Origin of the sequence: Gluconobacter sp. Dm-62 (assembly GCF_018256155.1) — a bacterium.
Lineage (GTDB): Bacteria > Pseudomonadota > Alphaproteobacteria > Acetobacterales > Acetobacteraceae > Gluconobacter.
This window is the reverse complement of the sequence record NZ_JAERLY010000006.1, coordinates 122,800-139,910: the sequence shown is the minus strand read 5'-3', so window position 1 is coordinate 139,910 and position 17,111 is coordinate 122,800. Positions and strand designations below refer to the sequence as shown.

General features: G+C 61.8%; 18 protein-coding genes and 1 tRNA gene. 12 read left to right on the top strand and 7 right to left on the bottom strand.

Annotation, left to right across the window (positions count from 1 at the left end; all coding sequences use genetic code 11):
• The first annotated feature begins 58 nt into the window (after positions 1 to 58).
• The 3 genes from JK202_RS08670 to JK202_RS08660 are packed head-to-tail and all read left to right on the top strand — an operon-like array spanning position 59 to position 2,856.
• Complete coding sequence (locus JK202_RS08670; RefSeq protein WP_211560197.1) at positions 59 to 1,225, top strand: MFS transporter; 1,167 nt, start codon at positions 59 to 61, stop codon at positions 1,223 to 1,225.
• Positions 1,222 to 1,908, top strand: coding sequence for an HAD family acid phosphatase (locus tag JK202_RS08665; protein WP_211560196.1), 687 nt, complete (start codon positions 1,222 to 1,224; stop codon positions 1,906 to 1,908). The genes JK202_RS08670 and JK202_RS08665 overlap by 4 nt, the downstream gene beginning before the upstream one ends.
• 30 nt (positions 1,909 to 1,938) lie before the next feature.
• Positions 1,939 to 2,856, top strand: coding sequence for a hypothetical protein (locus JK202_RS08660; protein WP_211560193.1), 918 nt, complete (start codon positions 1,939 to 1,941; stop codon positions 2,854 to 2,856).
• Positions 2,857 to 2,908: 52 nt separating this feature from the next.
• Here JK202_RS08660 and JK202_RS08655 read toward each other — a convergent pair whose 3' ends face one another.
• A complete protein-coding gene (locus JK202_RS08655; RefSeq protein WP_211560191.1) occupies positions 2,909 to 5,587 on the bottom strand; it encodes a DUF4175 domain-containing protein in 2,679 nt (892 codons plus the stop codon).
• Positions 5,580 to 6,932, bottom strand: coding sequence for a diaminopimelate decarboxylase (gene lysA / locus JK202_RS08650; RefSeq protein WP_211560189.1), 1,353 nt, complete (start codon positions 6,930 to 6,932; stop codon positions 5,580 to 5,582). Before lysA ends, JK202_RS08655 begins: the two co-directional genes overlap by 8 nt.
• A 68-nt stretch (positions 6,933 to 7,000) precedes the next feature.
• On the opposite strand from lysA, the gene JK202_RS08645 reads away from it, so the two are divergent.
• The 3 genes from JK202_RS08645 (at position 7,001) to JK202_RS08635 (ending at position 8,663) form a co-directional block, all read left to right on the top strand.
• Entirely contained in the window at positions 7,001 to 7,390 is a 390-nt protein-coding gene (locus JK202_RS08645) for a cytidine deaminase (RefSeq protein ID WP_211560187.1), read from the top strand.
• Positions 7,387 to 8,082 (top strand): serine protease, encoded by a 696-nt coding sequence (locus JK202_RS08640; protein ID WP_249199832.1) that lies wholly within the window; start codon positions 7,387 to 7,389, stop codon positions 8,080 to 8,082. Before JK202_RS08645 ends, JK202_RS08640 begins: the two co-directional genes overlap by 4 nt.
• Before the next feature lie 146 nt (positions 8,083 to 8,228).
• Positions 8,229 to 8,663, top strand: a complete 435-nt coding sequence (locus tag JK202_RS08635) for a response regulator (RefSeq protein WP_211560185.1) — start codon at positions 8,229 to 8,231, stop codon at positions 8,661 to 8,663.
• A gap of 34 nt (positions 8,664 to 8,697) precedes the next feature.
• Here JK202_RS08635 and JK202_RS08630 read toward each other — a convergent pair.
• Positions 8,698 to 8,774: transfer RNA gene (locus JK202_RS08630), tRNA-Arg, on the bottom strand.
• 61 nt (positions 8,775 to 8,835) lie between these two features.
• Complete coding sequence (locus tag JK202_RS08625) at positions 8,836 to 9,213, bottom strand: hypothetical protein (protein WP_211560183.1); 378 nt, start codon at positions 9,211 to 9,213, stop codon at positions 8,836 to 8,838.
• A 96-nt stretch (positions 9,214 to 9,309) separates the two neighbouring features.
• Here JK202_RS08625 and guaA point away from each other — a divergent pair, with 96 nt between their 5' ends.
• Together guaA and JK202_RS08615 are read left to right on the top strand one after the other, a co-directional pair.
• Positions 9,310 to 10,911, top strand: coding sequence for a glutamine-hydrolyzing GMP synthase (guaA, locus tag JK202_RS08620; protein WP_211560181.1), 1,602 nt, complete (start codon positions 9,310 to 9,312; stop codon positions 10,909 to 10,911).
• A 136-nt stretch (positions 10,912 to 11,047) separates the two neighbouring features.
• Complete coding sequence (locus tag JK202_RS08615) at positions 11,048 to 11,461, top strand: hypothetical protein (RefSeq protein ID WP_211560179.1); 414 nt, start codon at positions 11,048 to 11,050, stop codon at positions 11,459 to 11,461.
• 101 nt (positions 11,462 to 11,562) lie between these two features.
• Here JK202_RS08615 and JK202_RS08610 read toward each other — a convergent pair whose 3' ends face one another.
• On the bottom strand, positions 11,563 to 12,009 hold the full coding sequence (locus JK202_RS08610) for a CHRD domain-containing protein (RefSeq protein ID WP_211560177.1): 447 nt from the start codon (positions 12,007 to 12,009) through the stop codon (positions 11,563 to 11,565).
• A 64-nt stretch (positions 12,010 to 12,073) separates the two neighbouring features.
• Positions 12,074 to 12,646, bottom strand: coding sequence for an HNH endonuclease (locus JK202_RS08605; RefSeq protein WP_211560176.1), 573 nt, complete (start codon positions 12,644 to 12,646; stop codon positions 12,074 to 12,076).
• A gap of 144 nt (positions 12,647 to 12,790) precedes the next feature.
• Between JK202_RS08605 and gluQRS the strand changes: the two genes are divergently transcribed.
• Positions 12,791 to 13,654, top strand: a complete 864-nt coding sequence (gene gluQRS / locus JK202_RS08600; protein WP_211560173.1) for a tRNA glutamyl-Q(34) synthetase GluQRS — start codon at positions 12,791 to 12,793, stop codon at positions 13,652 to 13,654.
• A 100-nt stretch (positions 13,655 to 13,754) separates the two neighbouring features.
• On the opposite strand, the gene argH is transcribed toward gluQRS, so the two are convergent.
• A complete protein-coding gene (gene argH, locus JK202_RS08595; protein WP_211560172.1) occupies positions 13,755 to 15,200 on the bottom strand; it encodes an argininosuccinate lyase in 1,446 nt (481 codons plus the stop codon).
• 15 nt (positions 15,201 to 15,215) lie between these two features.
• Here argH and JK202_RS08590 point away from each other — a divergent pair, with 15 nt between their 5' ends.
• From JK202_RS08590 to JK202_RS08580, 3 genes are read left to right on the top strand one after another with little or no spacing between them, the layout of a single operon-like run.
• Complete coding sequence (locus JK202_RS08590) at positions 15,216 to 15,815, top strand: TlpA disulfide reductase family protein (protein WP_211560170.1); 600 nt, start codon at positions 15,216 to 15,218, stop codon at positions 15,813 to 15,815.
• Complete coding sequence (locus JK202_RS08585) at positions 15,812 to 16,405, top strand: TlpA disulfide reductase family protein (protein WP_211560168.1); 594 nt, start codon at positions 15,812 to 15,814, stop codon at positions 16,403 to 16,405. Before JK202_RS08590 ends, JK202_RS08585 begins: the two co-directional genes overlap by 4 nt.
• 34 nt (positions 16,406 to 16,439) lie before the next feature.
• Complete coding sequence (locus JK202_RS08580) at positions 16,440 to 17,102, top strand: TlpA disulfide reductase family protein (RefSeq protein ID WP_211560166.1); 663 nt, start codon at positions 16,440 to 16,442, stop codon at positions 17,100 to 17,102.
• Positions 17,103 to 17,111 lie beyond the last annotated feature (9 nt).

Below are 17,111 nucleotides of genomic sequence, written 5' to 3'. Positions count from 1 at the left end.
TTTCGGGTATGGCAGGGTTCGATCAATCTCGAACAATCTGCATTCCCGGAGACCGGTCTTGAAACTGGCAGCGAAATCGCCACCAAACTGGCCACTGCTGTCGCTCGCCGTTGGTGCGTTTGCCATCGGCACGACAGAATTTACCCCGATGGGCCTTCTGCCCGTCATCGCCCATGGTCTTCAGGTCAGCGTGCCCAAGGCCGGCGGTCTGGTGACGGCCTATGCGATGGGCGTGATGATCGGCGCGCCCGTCATCACGCTGCTGATGGCACGTTTTCGGCGCAAGTTGGCCCTGATCCTGCTCATGGGGCTGTATGTAGCCGGAAATCTGCTGTCTGCCGTTTCCAACAGTTATGAACTGCTGTTTGCCGCCCGCGTCCTGACCAGTCTGGCGCATGGGGCGTTTTTCGGTCTCGGCGCGGTCGAAGCTTCCTTATCTGTGGCACCCTCGCGGCGCGCGAGTGCGGTGGCGTCCATGTTCATGGGGCTGACGATCGCCAACATCATCGGTGTTCCGGCGGCGACGTGGCTGGGACTGAATTTCGGCTGGCACAGCGCCTTTGCCGTGACAGCGACGCTGGGTCTCGTAACCATGCTGGCGGTGCAGCTTGCGTTGCCGGCCCGTGAGGTTGGTCCGGCTCCGGAAGTCGGGCGTGAGCTGCGGGTTCTGGTGAAGGCCAATGTTCTGCTGGCGCTGCTGACGACCGCGATCGGGGCGGGGGCGATGTTCGTACTCTACACCTATATCGCGCCGATCCTTGAACACATCACCCATGCCAGCCCGACGGTCATTACCGTGGCGCTGATGCTCACGGGTGTCGGGTTCTCCATCGGCAACGCCGTGGGTGGTCGGAGTGCGGACAAGTCTCTGGACGGGAGCCTGCTGGTCTTTTTCCCCATCCTTGGCGTCATCATGCTGATCTTCCCCTGGATGGCGCAGACCGTGCCGGGCGCGCTGTTTGCATCGCTTCTGTGGGGGGCGTCCACGTTTGCGCTCATGCCCGCGCTTCAGATGCGGGTGATGCAGGCAGCGCATGACGCGCCGGCGCTGGCATCGTCCATGAATATCGGGGCGTTCAACCTCGGGAACGCGATCGGCGCGGCTCTGGGTGGTATCGCGCTGTCGATGGGGTTGGGCTATGGCGGTGTTTCCGTTATCGGAACGGCTCTGGCCCTGGTCGGGGTCGGGCTTGTTCTTCTGTCCCGAAAGGTGGCTCCTCCATGATCCGTTCTCTCCTGCTCGCCACCAGCCTGTTTGTTGGTGGTGCGATGGTGCCTCTGGCTGCTACGGCCGCACAGCCTGCGAATGTGGGTGATGCCATTCTGGCCGCCAGCGCCTATCACGACAGTGGCGATTATCAGCACGATTTCGATGTGGTGATCGCGCAGGCGCGCCAGTGGATTGACCAGACGGCGGTGAAGACGCGCCGCCCTGCGATCGTACTCGATATCGATGAGACGACGCTGTCCAACTGGGATGAGATTCGCGCTGACAATTTCGGGTATATTACGGCGGGTCCATGCGATGCGCTGCCCAAGGGGCCCTGTGGTGCTGATGCCTGGGAGAAGAGCGGACGCGCCCCGGCTTTTGCGTCCACGCTGGCGCTGATCAACGATGCGCAGGCCCATCATGTCGCTGTGTTTTTCGTAACGGGGCGGCATGAAGACGAGCGTGATGCGACGGAGCGGAACCTGCATCTGGCGGGGATCAGCCATTGGGACGGGCTGTATCTGCGGCCAATGACGTCTCATGGTTATGCCGCGCTCTACAAAGCACCGACCCGCGAGCGCATCGAGCGCAAGGGGTATACGATCATCGCAAGTCTGGGAGATCAGCCTTCTGATCTGAGCGGTGGCTTTGCGAAAAAGGCTTTCCTTCTGCCGAATCCGTTCTACCGTATCCCGTAACATTATGTAATTCCGGGAACGGTAACCAGTATGCGTCTATCCTCAGCTCTTGCACTTCTATTCGTCGGGATCTGGGGAGGGGCGGCTCATGCTGCTTCCACACCTGCCGAAAAGGCCAGGCTTCTGTGGTCGGGTCCGCAAGGGCGTGTCGAGGGGCGGGCCTGCCAGGCTCCTGCCGGAAGGCCGCAGTCGTTCTGTATCGTCTGGACTGGCAAGGGCGCTCCGGTTTCCGAAAATATTGAGGGGGCTCCCGGCTCCATTGCGACGCTCTGGCGGAGGACGTCGCTGAAGCCGGAGTTGGAAGCTGCGCCGGACCTGCTGTTTTATGCGGCTAGTGGAGGATCTGGGCTATGCGGAGATTATGTTGCGTTGCAGTTTGCGCAACTGCCGCATTTTCAGAAGATCCATGACTGTCGGCAGCCTGAATATCCGCCACAGGCTGCTCCTGCCACAGGACCATTCGGGTTTTCGCTGGCGATCCCTGTGATGATGCCGTTCGGTGCTTCAGATGCCGATAGTGTGTCCACACCGGTTCCCGTGATCTGGCGTAAGGGAACATTCGCGCTGGATGCGGCCCGGGCAAAGCAGGGCTCGTTGTCGGTTGTTTCACAGGCCTTCAAGGGAGCGTCCATTGGGAACGAAACCGGAGCATTCATGTGGGAAGTCCGGCGTCATTTGCCGGGGCAGGGCCTGCCTACAACCACGCAGATCATGCTGGATCTGATCTTCAGGGGGCATGCCGATCTGGCGCAGGCACTGGTTCATAACAGTACCAATTCGCATTTTGATGCCTCACTCTACTGGAGTGATCTGTGCGCGATCCTGGTGGCCGATCCCAACTGGAAGATTTTGATGCATGGGGTTTTGCCCGGTGCGGCGCAGGTTGAGGCGGCCGCGCAAACGGGAAAGCGGCTGCGTGAAAGAGCGGCTTATGTCCGGGGCTTCTAGAAGCTGGATGTGAGAGAGCCCGGTGCCATGATGGCGCCGGGCTTTTCTTGTGTCAGAACGATTTGAGGAGCCGTTCCAGATAATCCAGTTCGCTTTGCGGGCGGGTGCGGTCCGAGGCGCGGCGGCGGAGTTCGCGTTCGATGTCCCGGGCGCGGTCACGGGCGCTTTTGTCCGGAATGTGGGCGTCGGAATCCTTGCCCTTGTCGCCTTCGCCCAGTTTGCGGCCCAGCGGATCCTGATCCTTCTGGTCATCATCGTCGCCGTCTTCATCGCCGGCCTGGGGCTGGTCGCCGTCATCGCCCTGCTGGCCCTTTGCGCCGTGCTGGGGTTTGTCGGAGCCGCCTGCGCCACCGGACGGAATAAAGCTCAGGCTGCCGCCGCCCTGTCCGCCCTTGCCGGAGCCGCCGGATTTCTGGTTCTGGCGCATCTGCTTGCCGGCTTCGGAAAGATCGGCCAGCACCTTCTGTTCGGCTGTCTGTGCTTCGGCATCCTTGCGGTCCGCGAGGGCTTCGCGGGCGCTCTGCATGTCCGTTTTTGCCTTGTCGAAGGCCGTGGCGGGTTTGCCGGTCAGGTCCTTGACGCGGCGGCTCAGGATGTCGTTGACGCGCTGGAGGGCGCGTTGCAGGGCATGATCCGTACGGCGTCCTTCGGACTGGGCGGCAACCGTTGCCGGATCGACCGGGGCGGCTGGCTTGGTGCTGGCCGGCTGTTCCATGCCGGGCGGGGGCTGCATGCCAAGCTGGCGGAGCAGATCTGCCGTGGACATCTTGCTGACATCGGGTGGATTACCGTCATCAGGCGGGGCAGCGGCCTTCTGGGCTGCGGAGAGACGCGATTGTGTATGGTCGAGCAGGGTGGTCTCGCGGTGAACGAGATCATGCAGGGCTGCGCGCTGCGCCTGTGCTTCGGCCTGTGCCTTCATCTGGGCGGCAAGGGCCTTGAGGTCTTCGGGGCTGGCCTGACGCATGCGCTCGGCCATGTCTTCCATCTGCTGAAGCCGCTTGAGAGCCTCGTCGCCATGGCCCTGATTGGCTTCGGACTGGAGGCGGCGCATTTCGTCGGAGAACGGATCGGCCGAGCTGGTGCCGGATTGCGGCATCATGATGCCGCTCTGGGCCGCGCGTGAGAACAGGAGCTGCATGCGGCGGTTCAGGGCGTCCTTGAGGGCCTGTGTTCGGCGTTGCAGTTCTTCCTGCTCGGGGAGGGTGTGTCCCTTGTCCCCCAGATCACGCATGTGGTCGAGCTGCTGCTGCACGCCCTGCTGGGCGGCGCGGACTTCAGCGGCGGCATCGGCGATTTCAGGCCCGTCGCGGCGGAGGTCGTCTAGATAGAGTGCAAGTGCCCAGAGGTCACCGGGGACGCGATCCGCCGAGCCTTCGGGGGCGTCTTTCTGAAGGGACGCGATCTCAAGCCCCAGCGCTGCAAGGATGGAGCGTTCCTCGGTTGTCTGCGTCAGAAGGGATAGTTCGGCTGCGGCCTGCGACGCGCGTTGCTGGCCGAGCATAAGGCGGCGGCGCAGGGCGACGAGGGCGCGGGCCAGAGGATCAGTGAATTTGCGGGCGCCGATCTGGAACCTGACGATATCGCTGCGGCTTTCGCGGCCTGAAGCGCTTTTGGCGTGCAGGCGGCCTTCGACGTCCATTCCGGCGAACGGATCGGAGGAAAGGTCTGGCGTGGCGACGCCTTTTGCGTCTTTGGGCTGGCCGTCGAGGGGGATGGGGACGCGCAGGATGCGGCCTCGTGTCAGGCCCGGCAGGTTGATTTCGGCTTCAAGGGAAGCGACGCCGTAGGTCTGGTGGACGTGCCAAGGCAGGCCGGTGCGCCAGTCGTCTTGCTGGGGGCCGGGTTTGCCATCCCATGTGACGGTCGGGGGAAGGTCGGGTTCGACCGTGACGCGCCATGAGCCAAGGGTGCGGCCCCGGACGGTGATGCTGACGGTGCCGGACTGCTGGAGCGTGCCGTGGCTGTTCCAGCTTTCGGTGTCGAGCCGGTTTTCTGCGATGGTAGCGAGGCCAGAGAAGCCGGGTTTTCCGTGGGCGCCCGTGATGGTGGCGTTGAGGATCGCGCCTTGCGGGACATTGAGCGTATTGCGCCCTGTGGCAGAGAGAAAGATCGGTGCGCCCGGTGCATAGGGCGGACGGTCAATCCAGGCCTGAAGGGTCGGCAGGGGAACGCTGTCGTCGTCTACGCCCGGGATCAGACCGGCGTGAAGCCGAGAAGGGCTATGCGTGCCGCCCAGAAGTGCGGCAATTGCGATGGCCAGCGGGACCGCAATGAGCGCGAGACGTTCATGCAGACTTGTTTCAGGATGAGGAAGTCCGACGCGCAATGTGCCCAGCGAAGCAGTGACACGCTCGACATGGCGGGACCAGATGGCGGATTGCTCGCCGTTTCCGACATAAGCTGGCCGGTCGGTCAGGCTGAGGAGGGGCTGGTAGGCCAGTTCCGAATCACGTTCGATTCGGCGGTCGGCCACGGGGATGCTGACGGGAGCAACACGACGCAGGCCGGAAATGGTTAGCCACAAAGCCGTACCGAAAACGCCGACTTCCAACGCGGTATGCAGCCAGTCCGGCAAGGACTGCGGGATGCGGGCAAGGCAGGCCAGACCGTAGAACGCGACCAGAAGCAGGGGCCAGCGCAGGGGCTCCCACGCGCGTTCCCACCACAGGATACGCTGGGCCTTGCGGCGCAGGGCTTTGAGGTGAAGGGCCGGGTTTGGCTCAGCCATGGTCGTCCTTAGCTGTCAGCCATTCCGGAACGGTTTCGGCAGCGATCAGTTCCGCAACGCTCTGGCGCTGGCGGATGATCTCCCATTTTCCATTGTCGATCAGGACCTGCGCCGCGAATGGGCGGGAATTATAGGTCGAACTCATGACCGAACCGTAAGCGCCGGTATCCAGCAGGGCGATCAGGTCGCCGCGCTTTGTGTCCGCAGGCAGGGCGCGGTCGCGGGCGAAAATGTCGCTGCTTTCGCAGACCGGCCCTACGATGTCCCAGAGCTTCGTCGGAATGGTCAGGCCTGCGGGGGCGACAGGCATGATGCCGTGCCACGACTCATAAAGGGACGGGCGCGCAAGATCGTTCATGGCGGCGTCGAGCACGACGAAATCGGGATTGCCGGCCTTGGTTTCAATCACGCGGGTTAGCAGAAGGCCAGTCGGCGCGGAGAGCCAGCGGCCGGGCTCGATGCTGAGCCGGACGTCGAGATCGCCAAGTGTCTCGGCGATGACGCCGGCGAGCATGTCGGGCGAAGGGGCGATTTCGTCACGATAACGGATTCCGAGGCCACCGCCGCAGTCCACGGCTTCGACCGTATGACCGGCCGCGCGGATTTCGCGGACCATGTCGGCCAGTCGGATATAGCCTTCGCGGAAGGGGCCTGCGGTGAGCATCTGGCTGCCGAGATGGACGGCCAGCCCGACGAGGCGGACGTTCTTCAGGCTGGCGGCTTCACCATACAAGGCGACAGCGCGGCGGTGCTCAATGCCGAATTTGTCTCCGGCGCGGCCGGTGGAGATCTTGTCGTGGGTGTCGGCGTCCACATCCGGATTAACACGCAGGGCAGCGCGGGCGACGCGGCCGCAGGCGCGGGCAATCTCGTCCAGACGGTACAGTTCCTCGACGCTCTCGACATTGACCTGTGCGATGTCGTGCTCGACGGCAGCCCGCAGTTCCGCATCGGACTTGCCGACGCCGGAGAAGACGATGGCCGAGGGCTGGATTCCGGCATGGAGTGCGCGCTGCATCTCACCACCACTGACGATATCCACACCGTAGCCGCACTGGCGCAGGATGGTCAGGGTTGCCTGATGGTCCTGCGATTTCATGGCAAAATGCATGTTGACCGGCAGGTTCCGGGCTTCGAACGCCTCACGTAGGGCTTTGGCGCGGCGTCGGAGCGTTTCGGCTCCCGTGATCCAGCACGGCGTGCCGACCGCGGCTGCGATGACGTGCAGGGGCACGCCTTCGAACAGCAGGCCGTCCCGTGCGTCCATCTTCAGGGAGGGGCGGGTTTCCAGCATGTCGTGGAAGGATGGATCGGTAGCGGGGTCGGAAGGAAGCAGTGCACTCATGATGTTGATACCGTATCTCTCTTGGAAGCATGTTCCAAGCTGAACCCGCAGGGGATAATGTCATTGGCATGATACAGGAACTGATCCGAGAGGCCCTTGAGGCCCGTTCGCGTGCCTATGCACCCTATTCGCGCTTTCAGGTTGGCGCTGCGCTGCGGTGTGAGGGTGTTGTCCACTCTGGCTGCAATGTCGAAAATGCCGCCTATCCGCTGGGCACCTGTGCCGAAGCGGGAGCGATTGCCGCTATGGTGCGCGGTGGCGGGCGTCGCATTGAGGAAATCGTGATCGTAGGCGGGGACGCGCCGTGTACGCCATGCGGCGGATGCCGCCAGAAGTTGCGGGAGTTCGGGTTACCGGAGTTGCCGGTTCACATGATTGATCCGCAGGGGAAACTGCTCATGACCCGGACGTTGGCGGAGCTTCTGCCTGATGCATTTGGGCCGGATCACCTGGGATGAAACGCGCCGGGGCGCTGCTGATGTTCTGTCTGTCCGGGGGAGGGGCTCTGGCCGTTCCGGCGGTGGCACTGCCGGGACTTGGTCCGGACAGTCATCGCAGCGTTGTGGATGTGAACGTGGCGCCCTGGCGAATTCTGGGGCGTGTTCAGACGTCTCTTGGTGGGCGTTGCACCGGATTTGCCGTGGCGCCGACTGTGATGGTTACGGCGGCGCATTGTCTTTGGCTTCCCGCGACTCATCATTATATCCAGCCGGGCGATATTCACGTCCTGATGGGATATGCGGTGGGGCAATACCGGCTGCATGCGCAGGTGACACAGTTTGTTATTGCTCCCGGCTACGACCCTGCCAATGAAGGAGGGACAGCCCCCGAGGACCGGGCCACGCTGATTCTGGATCGGCAGGTGGTCACGCCCGGAGATCTTGTTCCTTATGGCGTCGCGCGTCTGGGGGATCAGGCGATGCTGGTCGGGTATCCACAGGATCGGTCTGAAGTTCCGTACGGGGATATCGCATGCCAAATCAACGGGTTGGCTGTTAATGGCCTGATCCATCACGACTGTTCGGCCACTCGGGGGGACAGTGGCGGTCCCCTGTTCGTGCGGCAGTCTGATGGAGAGTGGGCTGTCGTTGGGATTGATGTGCTGGCGACGTCAGGGCGCGGCGGGTTTGCTGCCCCCTTGCCACGGTGAACCCGGAAATATTTTTCAGGTTCCCATGCGTCAGATGCACGTCAGAAAAAATTCACACATGCAAACATAAGCCCGGTCGCGACGTTGCACAGGGCAGGACGCCAGATTGGGTGTTACAGGTTTTTCAATCCCGGAAGGTGATTGCCATGTATGTCATGTCCATGAAGGAGGCTTCGTCGCGCGTTACTCCGAAAGGAGGATCCCGCGGAGACTCCAAAAGGGTTAACAGAAAGCATGTTCTTGTTGTCGAGGATCAGGCGCTCCTGCGCTTTCTCGCGGCGGATATGCTGGAAGAAGCAGGTTACGAAGCCTCTCTCGCAGCTGATGCGGGCGAAGCGCTGGCGGTGCTTGAGCGACACCCGGACATTGGCACCATCTTTTCTGACGTAAATATGCCTGGCGATATGGATGGGGTAGGTCTTGCCTGCCTGATCCGTGAGCAGCGCCCTGAAATTGGACTGGTTCTGACGTCAGGAACCCGAATTCAGGATCTGGGGAAGCTGCCAGGAGGCACGATGTTTCTGTCCAAGCCCTATGAATGGGACGAGGTCTATCGCTGTCTGGAGCGTATCCGGCACTGAAGTACCGATAAATTGTAAGGGGGAGAAATCAATGTGGTGCACCCGAAAGGACTTGAACCTCTAACCCCCAGATTCGTAGTCTGGTGCTCTATCCAGTTGAGCTACGGGTGCGCTGTGAGGCGGGGTTTTACAGAGGCTTAACTGACCTGACAACCCCGCTTTCGAAAAAATTTCAGTTCCGCGTCATGGTGATATGCGCACGGCATGACGGCGAGCCGAAAATGCCGCCGATGGCCTGTCCGACGGGGTAGCCGTTGAAGACGACAGCCGTGTTGTGATGGTTCATGTCCGTCATGGCGAGTTCGGCATGATAGCGATGGGTTCCGGGCGTATATGTGCCGTGCAGAACCTGTGAGCCGTCTTCTGGTGTGAACAGAATCTCCTTGCCGCGGATCCGCAATGTTGAGGGGCGTGTGGTCGGGCAGGTGCCCTGATCTGTAACGAGCGCACCGACCCATGAGCCCTGCGGATCATGTCCGGGGTCGGGAGTACCGGCGCAGGCGGCGAGAAGAGCCGTGGCGGAGAGGGCGAAAAGTGCTGGCAGGCGCATGTTGTTCCTGTTCCATGTTGCAGAATGGATGACGCAGACGACACAACACCTTATAGGAGAGCCTCAAAAGGCACCATGAAACCGGAACGCGAGGCCATGACATTGACCCAGCAGGACGCCAGCACCGTCGAAAAGCTCGACGAAACTCTTCACGAAGACCGTATCCTCATTCTGGATTTCGGCAGTCAGGTGACGCAGCTCATTGCGCGCCGCGTCCGCGAAAGCGGCGTTTACTGCGAGATCTGGCCATATACCGCGACTGAGGAAAAGATCCGCGCTTTCAACCCGCGTGGCATCATCCTGTCCGGCAGCCCGGCCAGCGTGCATGACGAGAATGCACCGCCGATTCCGGAAGTGGTTTTCGCGCTGAACCGCCCTGTGCTGGGGATCTGCTATGGCCAGCAGGCGATGTGCCAGATGCTGGGCGGCAAGGTTGAGAACCACGAGCACCGCGAATTCGGTCGCGCTTATATTGATATTGCCGAAGACTGCTCGCTGTTCCGGGGTGTCTGGGCGCGCGGCAAGCGCGAGCAGGTCTGGATGAGCCATGGCGATCGCGTCACGCAGCTTCCGCCGGGTTTCCGCGCTGTCGCCCATTCCGAAGGCGCACCGTTCGCGATCATCGCGGATGAGGGGCGTCGTCTGTATGGCGTGCAGTTCCATCCGGAAGTCGTGCACACGCCCCATGGTGCCGCGCTGATCCGCAACTTCACGCATAATGTTGCGGGTTGCAGTGGAACCTGGACGATGGCGGGTTTCCGCGATCTGGAAATCGCCCGCATCCGCAAGCAGGTCGGTTCGGGGCGTGTGATCTGTGGTCTGTCGGGCGGTGTCGACAGCTCTGTTGCCGCCAAGCTGATCCATGATGCGATCGGCGATCAGCTGACCTGCATTTTCGTCGATCCGGGCATCATGCGCACGGGCGAGACGGACGAAGTCGTCAAGACCTTCCGTGGCCGCTTTAACATCCGCCTTGTTCATCGTGATGCGTCTGAGCTGTTCCTGCGCGAACTGGCTGGCGTGACGGACCCGGAAACCAAGCGTAAGACGATCGGCCGCCTGTTCATCGAGGTCTTCGAGGAAGAAGCGGCGAAGCTGGGTGGCGCGCAGTTCCTTGCACAGGGCACGCTGTATCCGGATGTGATCGAGAGCGTGAGCTTCTCGGGTGGTCCGTCCGTGACCATCAAGTCCCATCACAATGTCGGCGGTCTGCCGGACCGTATGAACATGGAACTGGTCGAGCCGCTGCGTGAGCTGTTCAAGGACGAGGTCCGCATGCTTGGCCGTGAGCTCGGTATTCCGGAAAGCATCGTCGGGCGGCATCCGTTCCCGGGGCCGGGACTGGCGATCCGTATTCCGGGTGACGTCACGAAGGAAAAGCTAGACCTGCTGCGCAAGGTGGATGTGATCTATCTTGAGGAAATCCGTCGTGCCGGGCTGTATGATGCGATCTGGCAGGCTTTTGCGGTTCTGCTGCCTGTGCGTACCGTAGGCGTCATGGGTGATGGCCGGACCTACGATCAGGCCTGTGCCCTGCGTGCCGTGACCAGCACGGATGGTATGACGGCGGAAGTCTATCCGTTCGACTTCGCATTCCTGAACCGGGTTGCGGGTCGTATCGTCAATGAGGTGCGTGGCATTAACCGCGTCACTTACGATATCACGTCCAAGCCGCCTGGAACGATTGAGTGGGAATGATCCTGCATTTGATCATTCGATAAAAGATTTTGGGAACCCCGCAGGAATGCGGGGTTTTTATTTGTCTCGTCCATCTGTCTTGTTTGCTCTTTCCAGGAGTGACAGGGTAGATTCTTCAAAATCAGGGAGTTTTCTGATGTCGATCCGGTTTCTTTCTTCTTCTGCTACCTTGTTTCTGGCGGCTCTGGCTGTCATGCCGGGCGCCGTGGCGCCAACGGCCAAGGCAGCCGCCACTACGGAAAAACCCTGCGAGACCGATCTTTGCCGGAATGTACGCCAGTCCTGGGCCGCGGTTCGTCATGGGACGTCTGATGCTGCCGACTGGACCAAGACGCAAAGTGTAAAGGGTTGGGATGCCACGAAAAATGGCGTTTCCCATGCAGCGCACTGGACTGGCCGCGAAAGCGAAAAGGGCTGGAAAGCAACCAAGGCCGGCACTAAAGAGGCCGTCCATGATACCGGCACCTGGACGAAAAAAACGGCTCATGACCTTGATCCGGGCCGTCCGGCCCAAACTCCGGATGCCAAAGACAATGCTGCTGGCCAGTGAGGTGCTCTGCGAAAGCTGAAAAGCTTTCGCTTCGAAGTCTGGCAATAAAAAAGGCCTGTCCCATGTAGGGGCAGGCCTTTTTTCATATTGAGGAAATGTGTTTATTCGCTGTGGTGTTTATGTCCGGTCAGATCCGTTGTGAGTTGGGCACGGGCCTCTCCGTCTGGATATTTTTCGGTATGGAGATTGATGTAGCTCTGACCGGCCTGAACTTCTTTCACCTGATCTGGCGTGAGCTGGAGCGTTCCGGTCATGCGGGTTGTGTACGGACCGTTGATCGGGGCGAGGACGCCAGCATCCTGACCTTCGGCTGCGGGACCATGCAGATGGGCGGCCGTGACTGGGCCGGACAGGCCATTATCTTCGAACCGGTAGGTCAGCGTGTTTTTCGTGGTGTCCAGCATGGCGGAGGCCGAGCCCTTGATCGGGGCCGTCGCACCATGTTCGCCCTTGAAGGGGCCGAAAAGATGCAGGGTTTCGGCGGAAGCGGGGAGAGCCGTCACAGACAGGCCGAGGGCCAGTGTCGTCAGCAGAAGTCCAGTGCGCATGGAGGTCCATCCTTGCAGAATCTGGCCAGAAATTGACCAGAACTTGGACAGAGAGAACGTCTGCTCAGGTTTCGAGTTCGGTATTCCAGTACAGATAATCGCGCCAGCTTTCGTGAAGGTAATGGGGCGGGAAGGTCCGGCCGTTTTCCTGAAGGCAGCGGCTGCTGGGTTGCACCGGTTTGCGGTGCGGATGCATGCCGAGTTCGCTTGGTAGTTTGGAGCCCTTGAGCAGGTTGCAGGGGCTACAGGCGGTAACGACGTTTTCCCAGGTCGTCCGGCCGCCGCGGGCGCGGGGGATGACGTGATCGAAGGTCAGCTCATGCGTGGGCAATCGGTCATGGCAGTACTGACACGAGAAATTGTCCCGCAGGAAAACGTTGAAGCGGGTGAAGGCGGGTTTGCGGGCGCTGGGAATATAGTCTTTCAGCGCTATGACGCTGGGCAGGCGCATGCTCTGGCTTGGGGAGTGGACCACGGCATCTTCATATTCCGAAAGGACCGAGACGCGATCGAGAAAGACGGCTTTGACGGCTTCCTGCCAGGACCAAAGCGAGAGCGGAAAATAGGACAGCGGACGGAAATCCGCGTTCAGGACAAGAGCCGGAAAATGCTGACCGCTGACGGACACCACACGCATCCTTTCTGCAAGGACGACACATGTGGGGATTACGGCGCCGAATGAAAACGGGACAAACAGCGGGAAAACACGTGTCGTCGGCTTCTTTGCGAAAACTATTCCAGTAAACTGCCCGGACCGCAAGCAAACGCTGGTGACACATTCATGACGCCTCCTGCCACGACACGATTTGCGCCGAGTCCCACGGGGTTTCTGCATCTGGGGCATGTCGTCTCGGGACTGTATTCGCGGATCATGGGGGGGGAGGACGGGAAGTTTCTGATTCGTATCGAAGACATCGATACAACGCGCTGTACACCTGACCTGACGCAGGCGTTGCGTGAGGATCTGGAGTGGCTCGGTTTGTCGTCAGACGGGCCGGTCCGGCGGCAGTCAGAGCATCTTCCGGAATATCATGCCGTGCTGGCCAATTTGCGGGAGCGAGGGCTGCTGTATCCATGTTTCTGCACCCGGCGGGACATTGCCGGGGCGACAACGCAGGTCGCGCCGGATGGGAGTGTCGTTTATCCGGGAACCTGTCGGCATGGTGGCGTCCATGGGGGGCAGGGGCGTGATCCGGTCTGGCGGCTCGATATGGCGAGGGCGCTGGATGTTTTGCAGGAGGTGCCGGGCTGGCATGAGGTCGGGCACGGGCGCGTCATCGGGAAGGCGGATGCGTTCGGCGACATCGTTCTGGCGCGGCGGGATACGGGTGTGTCGTACCATCTGTGCGTCACGCATGATGATGCGCTTGAGGGTGTGACCACCGTGACGCGGGGGCGGGATCTGTATGAAGCGACGTCAGTTCAGCGGGTTTTGCAGGAACTCATGGGCTGGCCAGAACCGGTTTATGCCCATCATGCACTCATTATGGACGCGGACGGGCAGAAGCTGTCCAAACGGGATGGCGCGGAAGGCGTGCGGGTTCTGCGGCAGGACGGGTGGACGGCCCGGCAGGTTCTGGACCATCCACTCGTGTTGCAGGCTCTGGAGGCGAGCGCTTATTCGGGCGGATATGTGCCCGGATAGATAATGTCTTGCGAGGGGCCCGGGGCATGCGGGGCGCCTTTTTTGCCGCATGCGGTCAGGCTGAGAGCCATGACCGCCATGCTGACGAGCAGCAGTGTTTTCACGCGGTTTCTCCAAGTTTTGCGAGCCATGCTTCGGCCTGATGCTTCACATTGGCCGGGGCGGTGCCGCCTTCGCTGGTGCGGGACGCCAGAGACGCTTCGACGGTCAGAACATCGAAGACGCCCTTGTTGATCTGCGGTTCGACGGACTGCATCTCTTCAAGCGACAGATCGGCCAGATCGCAGCCTTTCTGTTCCGCCATGCCGACCAGACGGCCGGTGACATGATGGGCGGTGCGGAAGGGGACGCGCAGTTCGCGGACCAGCCAGTCTGCGAGGTCCGTGGCGGTGGAGAAGCCCATGCCCGCGACTTCGCGCATCCGAGGCGTGTTGGCTTTCAGATCCCGGATCATGCCGTCCATGGCGGCCAGCGAGAGCGTCATGGCCTCGGTCGCGTCGAAGACCGGTTCCTTGTCTTCCTGCGTGTCCTTGGCATAGGCGAGGGGCAGGCCCTTCATGACCGTCAGCAGGCCTACGAAATCGCCCATGATGCGGCCGATCTTGGCGCGGACGAGTTCGGCGGCGTCCGGATTGCGCTTTTGCGGCATAATGGACGAGCCGGTCGTGAAGGCATCGGACAGCGTGACGAACCCGAAGGGCGCGGAGGCCCACATCACGATTTCCTCAGCGAGGCGCGACAGGTGCATGGCCTGTAGCGACAGGGCAGAGAGGAACTCGAGCGCGAAGTCACGGTCTGAGACGGCATCGAGGGAATTGGCGGTCGGGCGGTCGAAATCTAGTGCTGCGGCGGTCATGCGGCGGTCGATCGGGAAGGACGTACCGGCAAGGGCGGCCGAGCCGAGCGGACATTCGTTCAGACGGGCGCGGGCGTCGCGCAGACGGCCACGGTCCCGCGACAGCATTTCGACATAGGCCAGAAGATGGTGGCCGAACGTGACCGGCTGGGCGACCTGAAGATGCGTGAAGCCCGGCATCGGCGTTGCGGCATGTTCGAGCGCGCGGGTGGCGAGAGAGCGCATCAGGGCGGCGGTCTGCTCCTGAAGGCCGTCGATGGCGTCGCGGACCCAGAGGCGGAAATCGGTGGCGACCTGATCGTTGCGCGAGCGCGCCGTGTGCAGACGCTTTCCGGCCTCGCCGATCCGCTCGGACAGGCGGGCCTCGATGTTCATGTGGATGTCTTCGAGGGCCGGGGAGAACTCGAAGCGACCTTCGCCGATTTCCTGTGCGATGTCGCCCAGGCCCTGACGGATCTCGACCAGTTCGGTCTCGGTCAGCAGGCCGACCTTCTGGAGCATGGCGGCATGGGCGAGGGAGCCGCGGATGTCCTGTCGCCACAGGATTTTGTCAAATCCGATGGAGGCGTTGATCTCACCCATGATGGCGGCTGGCCCTGAGGCGAAGCGGCCGCCCCATTGCGGATTGGCGGCGGTGCCTTCAAAGGATGTAGCGGCATCTGAGTGTGTGTCGACAGGAGCGTTTTTCATGGGAACCGTAAACAGATGATTCGGAAGCAGATCGACCGGCGAACCCTTCTTGGAAGAGCGGCCAACCTAGCTGCGGCAGCCTCCCTCTGCAATTGCGGGCTCGGGAATTCCGCGCGTGCCGCTGATGGCGTGCAGCCGATGCTCCCCTCGCTCGCGCCCGGCGCACCCCGGCTGGAACCAGTGAATTTCCAGCTTACCGGGCCGGGGGGAACGGCGCTTTCCCTGTCCACGATGCGAGGACGGCCGTTCATTCTGCATCTGTGGGCGACCTGGTGCCCGCCATGCAGGGTGGAGCTGCCGGCGCTGAATGCGTTCATTGAGAAAACAGGGTCAAGCATCCCCGTGATCCCGGTCGCCGTGGCCAGCCCGCTGCCGAAAGTCATGATCTTTCTGGCGCAGGGCAATCTGCCGCATATCGCGCCCTGGACGCAGGGGCAGCACGAATTTTCCCAGTGGTTTACCTCCGGCGAGCCGAGCCTGCCCATGACCTGCGTGATTGATGCGCAGGGGCGACTGCGGGCCAGCGTCGAAGGGGAAATGGCGTGGGGCGCGCCGGACAGTCAGGCCTCTCTGGAAAAGATCCTGTCAGGTCTTCAGGCATCCAAACCGACGTGAGGTCCGGTCTGCTCAGTCGCCGGAATGTTGTTTTCGGGACAGCGGGCCTCGCCGCTGCGGTGGGTTATGGGGCCTCGAAGCTGGCGGGGACAGTCGTGCGACGGGGGATGCCGATCGACCGTCTGATGCCGGGGAAAGCTGTTTCGGGGTCTGTCGGGTTTGGGCTGTCCGGCGCGGCCGGCGCGCGCGATGCGCTGGCTTCGCGTCGGGGGGCGCCGTTTCTGCTGCATGTCTGGGCGACCTGGTGCCCGCCGTGCCGTCACGAACTGCCGGGACTGGCGGCTTTTATGAAAGCATGGGGAGCGGATTGTCCGGTTATCCCGGTTGCGGTTTCAAGTGGTTCACCGGACGATATCCAGGCATTTCTGACGCGCAATGACGTGGTCGGGCTGCCCGCCTGGACGGTCACCGGTGAGGATCTGAAAATGTTGTCCGGGAACGGAGCGCTTGCCATCCCCGTAACATTCCTGATTGATAATGCAGGACGCGTTCGGGCGACGGCAGCGGGATCGCTGGACTGGGCCGGTCCCGGGGCGGCCGATGCGGTGCGCCGGGTTCTGGCTGCGACGACTGCCTCAGCCGCGCCATGACATATCTGCTGCAATGAAGGAACGGATGTCCAACATGACTTTTCCGCTGACACGTCGTCATCTTCTGGGAGGGGCCGGTGCCCTTCTGGTTTCAGGAGGCGCTATCTCAACAGGGGCCATTGCTGCAACGGCTGCAAAGGAAGAGGCTGACAAGGGACTGGCTTTCGAGCCGAACTCTTTTGGGAAGCTGGCGGTGCCGAAGGTTCTGCCGCCGCTGAGCGTGCAGAACGAGCAGGGGCAGGACGTGCCGCTGTCGCACTGGTACGGCAATCCGTTCATCCTGCATTTCTGGGCAACCTGGTGCCCGCCCTGCATTCGTGAACTGCCCTCGGTGAATGCGGTGGCAAAGGCTTTTGATGCGGATGGTCCGCAGATCGTGGCGGTTGCGGTGCGTGGCAGTACCATTCCTAAGGTCCGGGCGTTTTATGACAGCCATGGGATCGACGCGCTTCCGGTTCTGGTCGACCCGGTGTCGGGCGTGATGATGGAGACGGCGGATCAGACGGCTCTGGTGCAGTCCATCCGGCAGGTGCGTCCCGATGACCTGAAGGAGCTGACGCCGGATGTCATGTCCCTGCATGGCGTGCCGCGTTCGCTGATCCTGAACGCGAAAGGGGAGGTCGTCGCGGAGTCCATTGGGAACATGGACTGGTCTGCGGACGCCGTGAGGCATACTGTGCGGGCCTTGGCTGGATAGTAAAGAGTG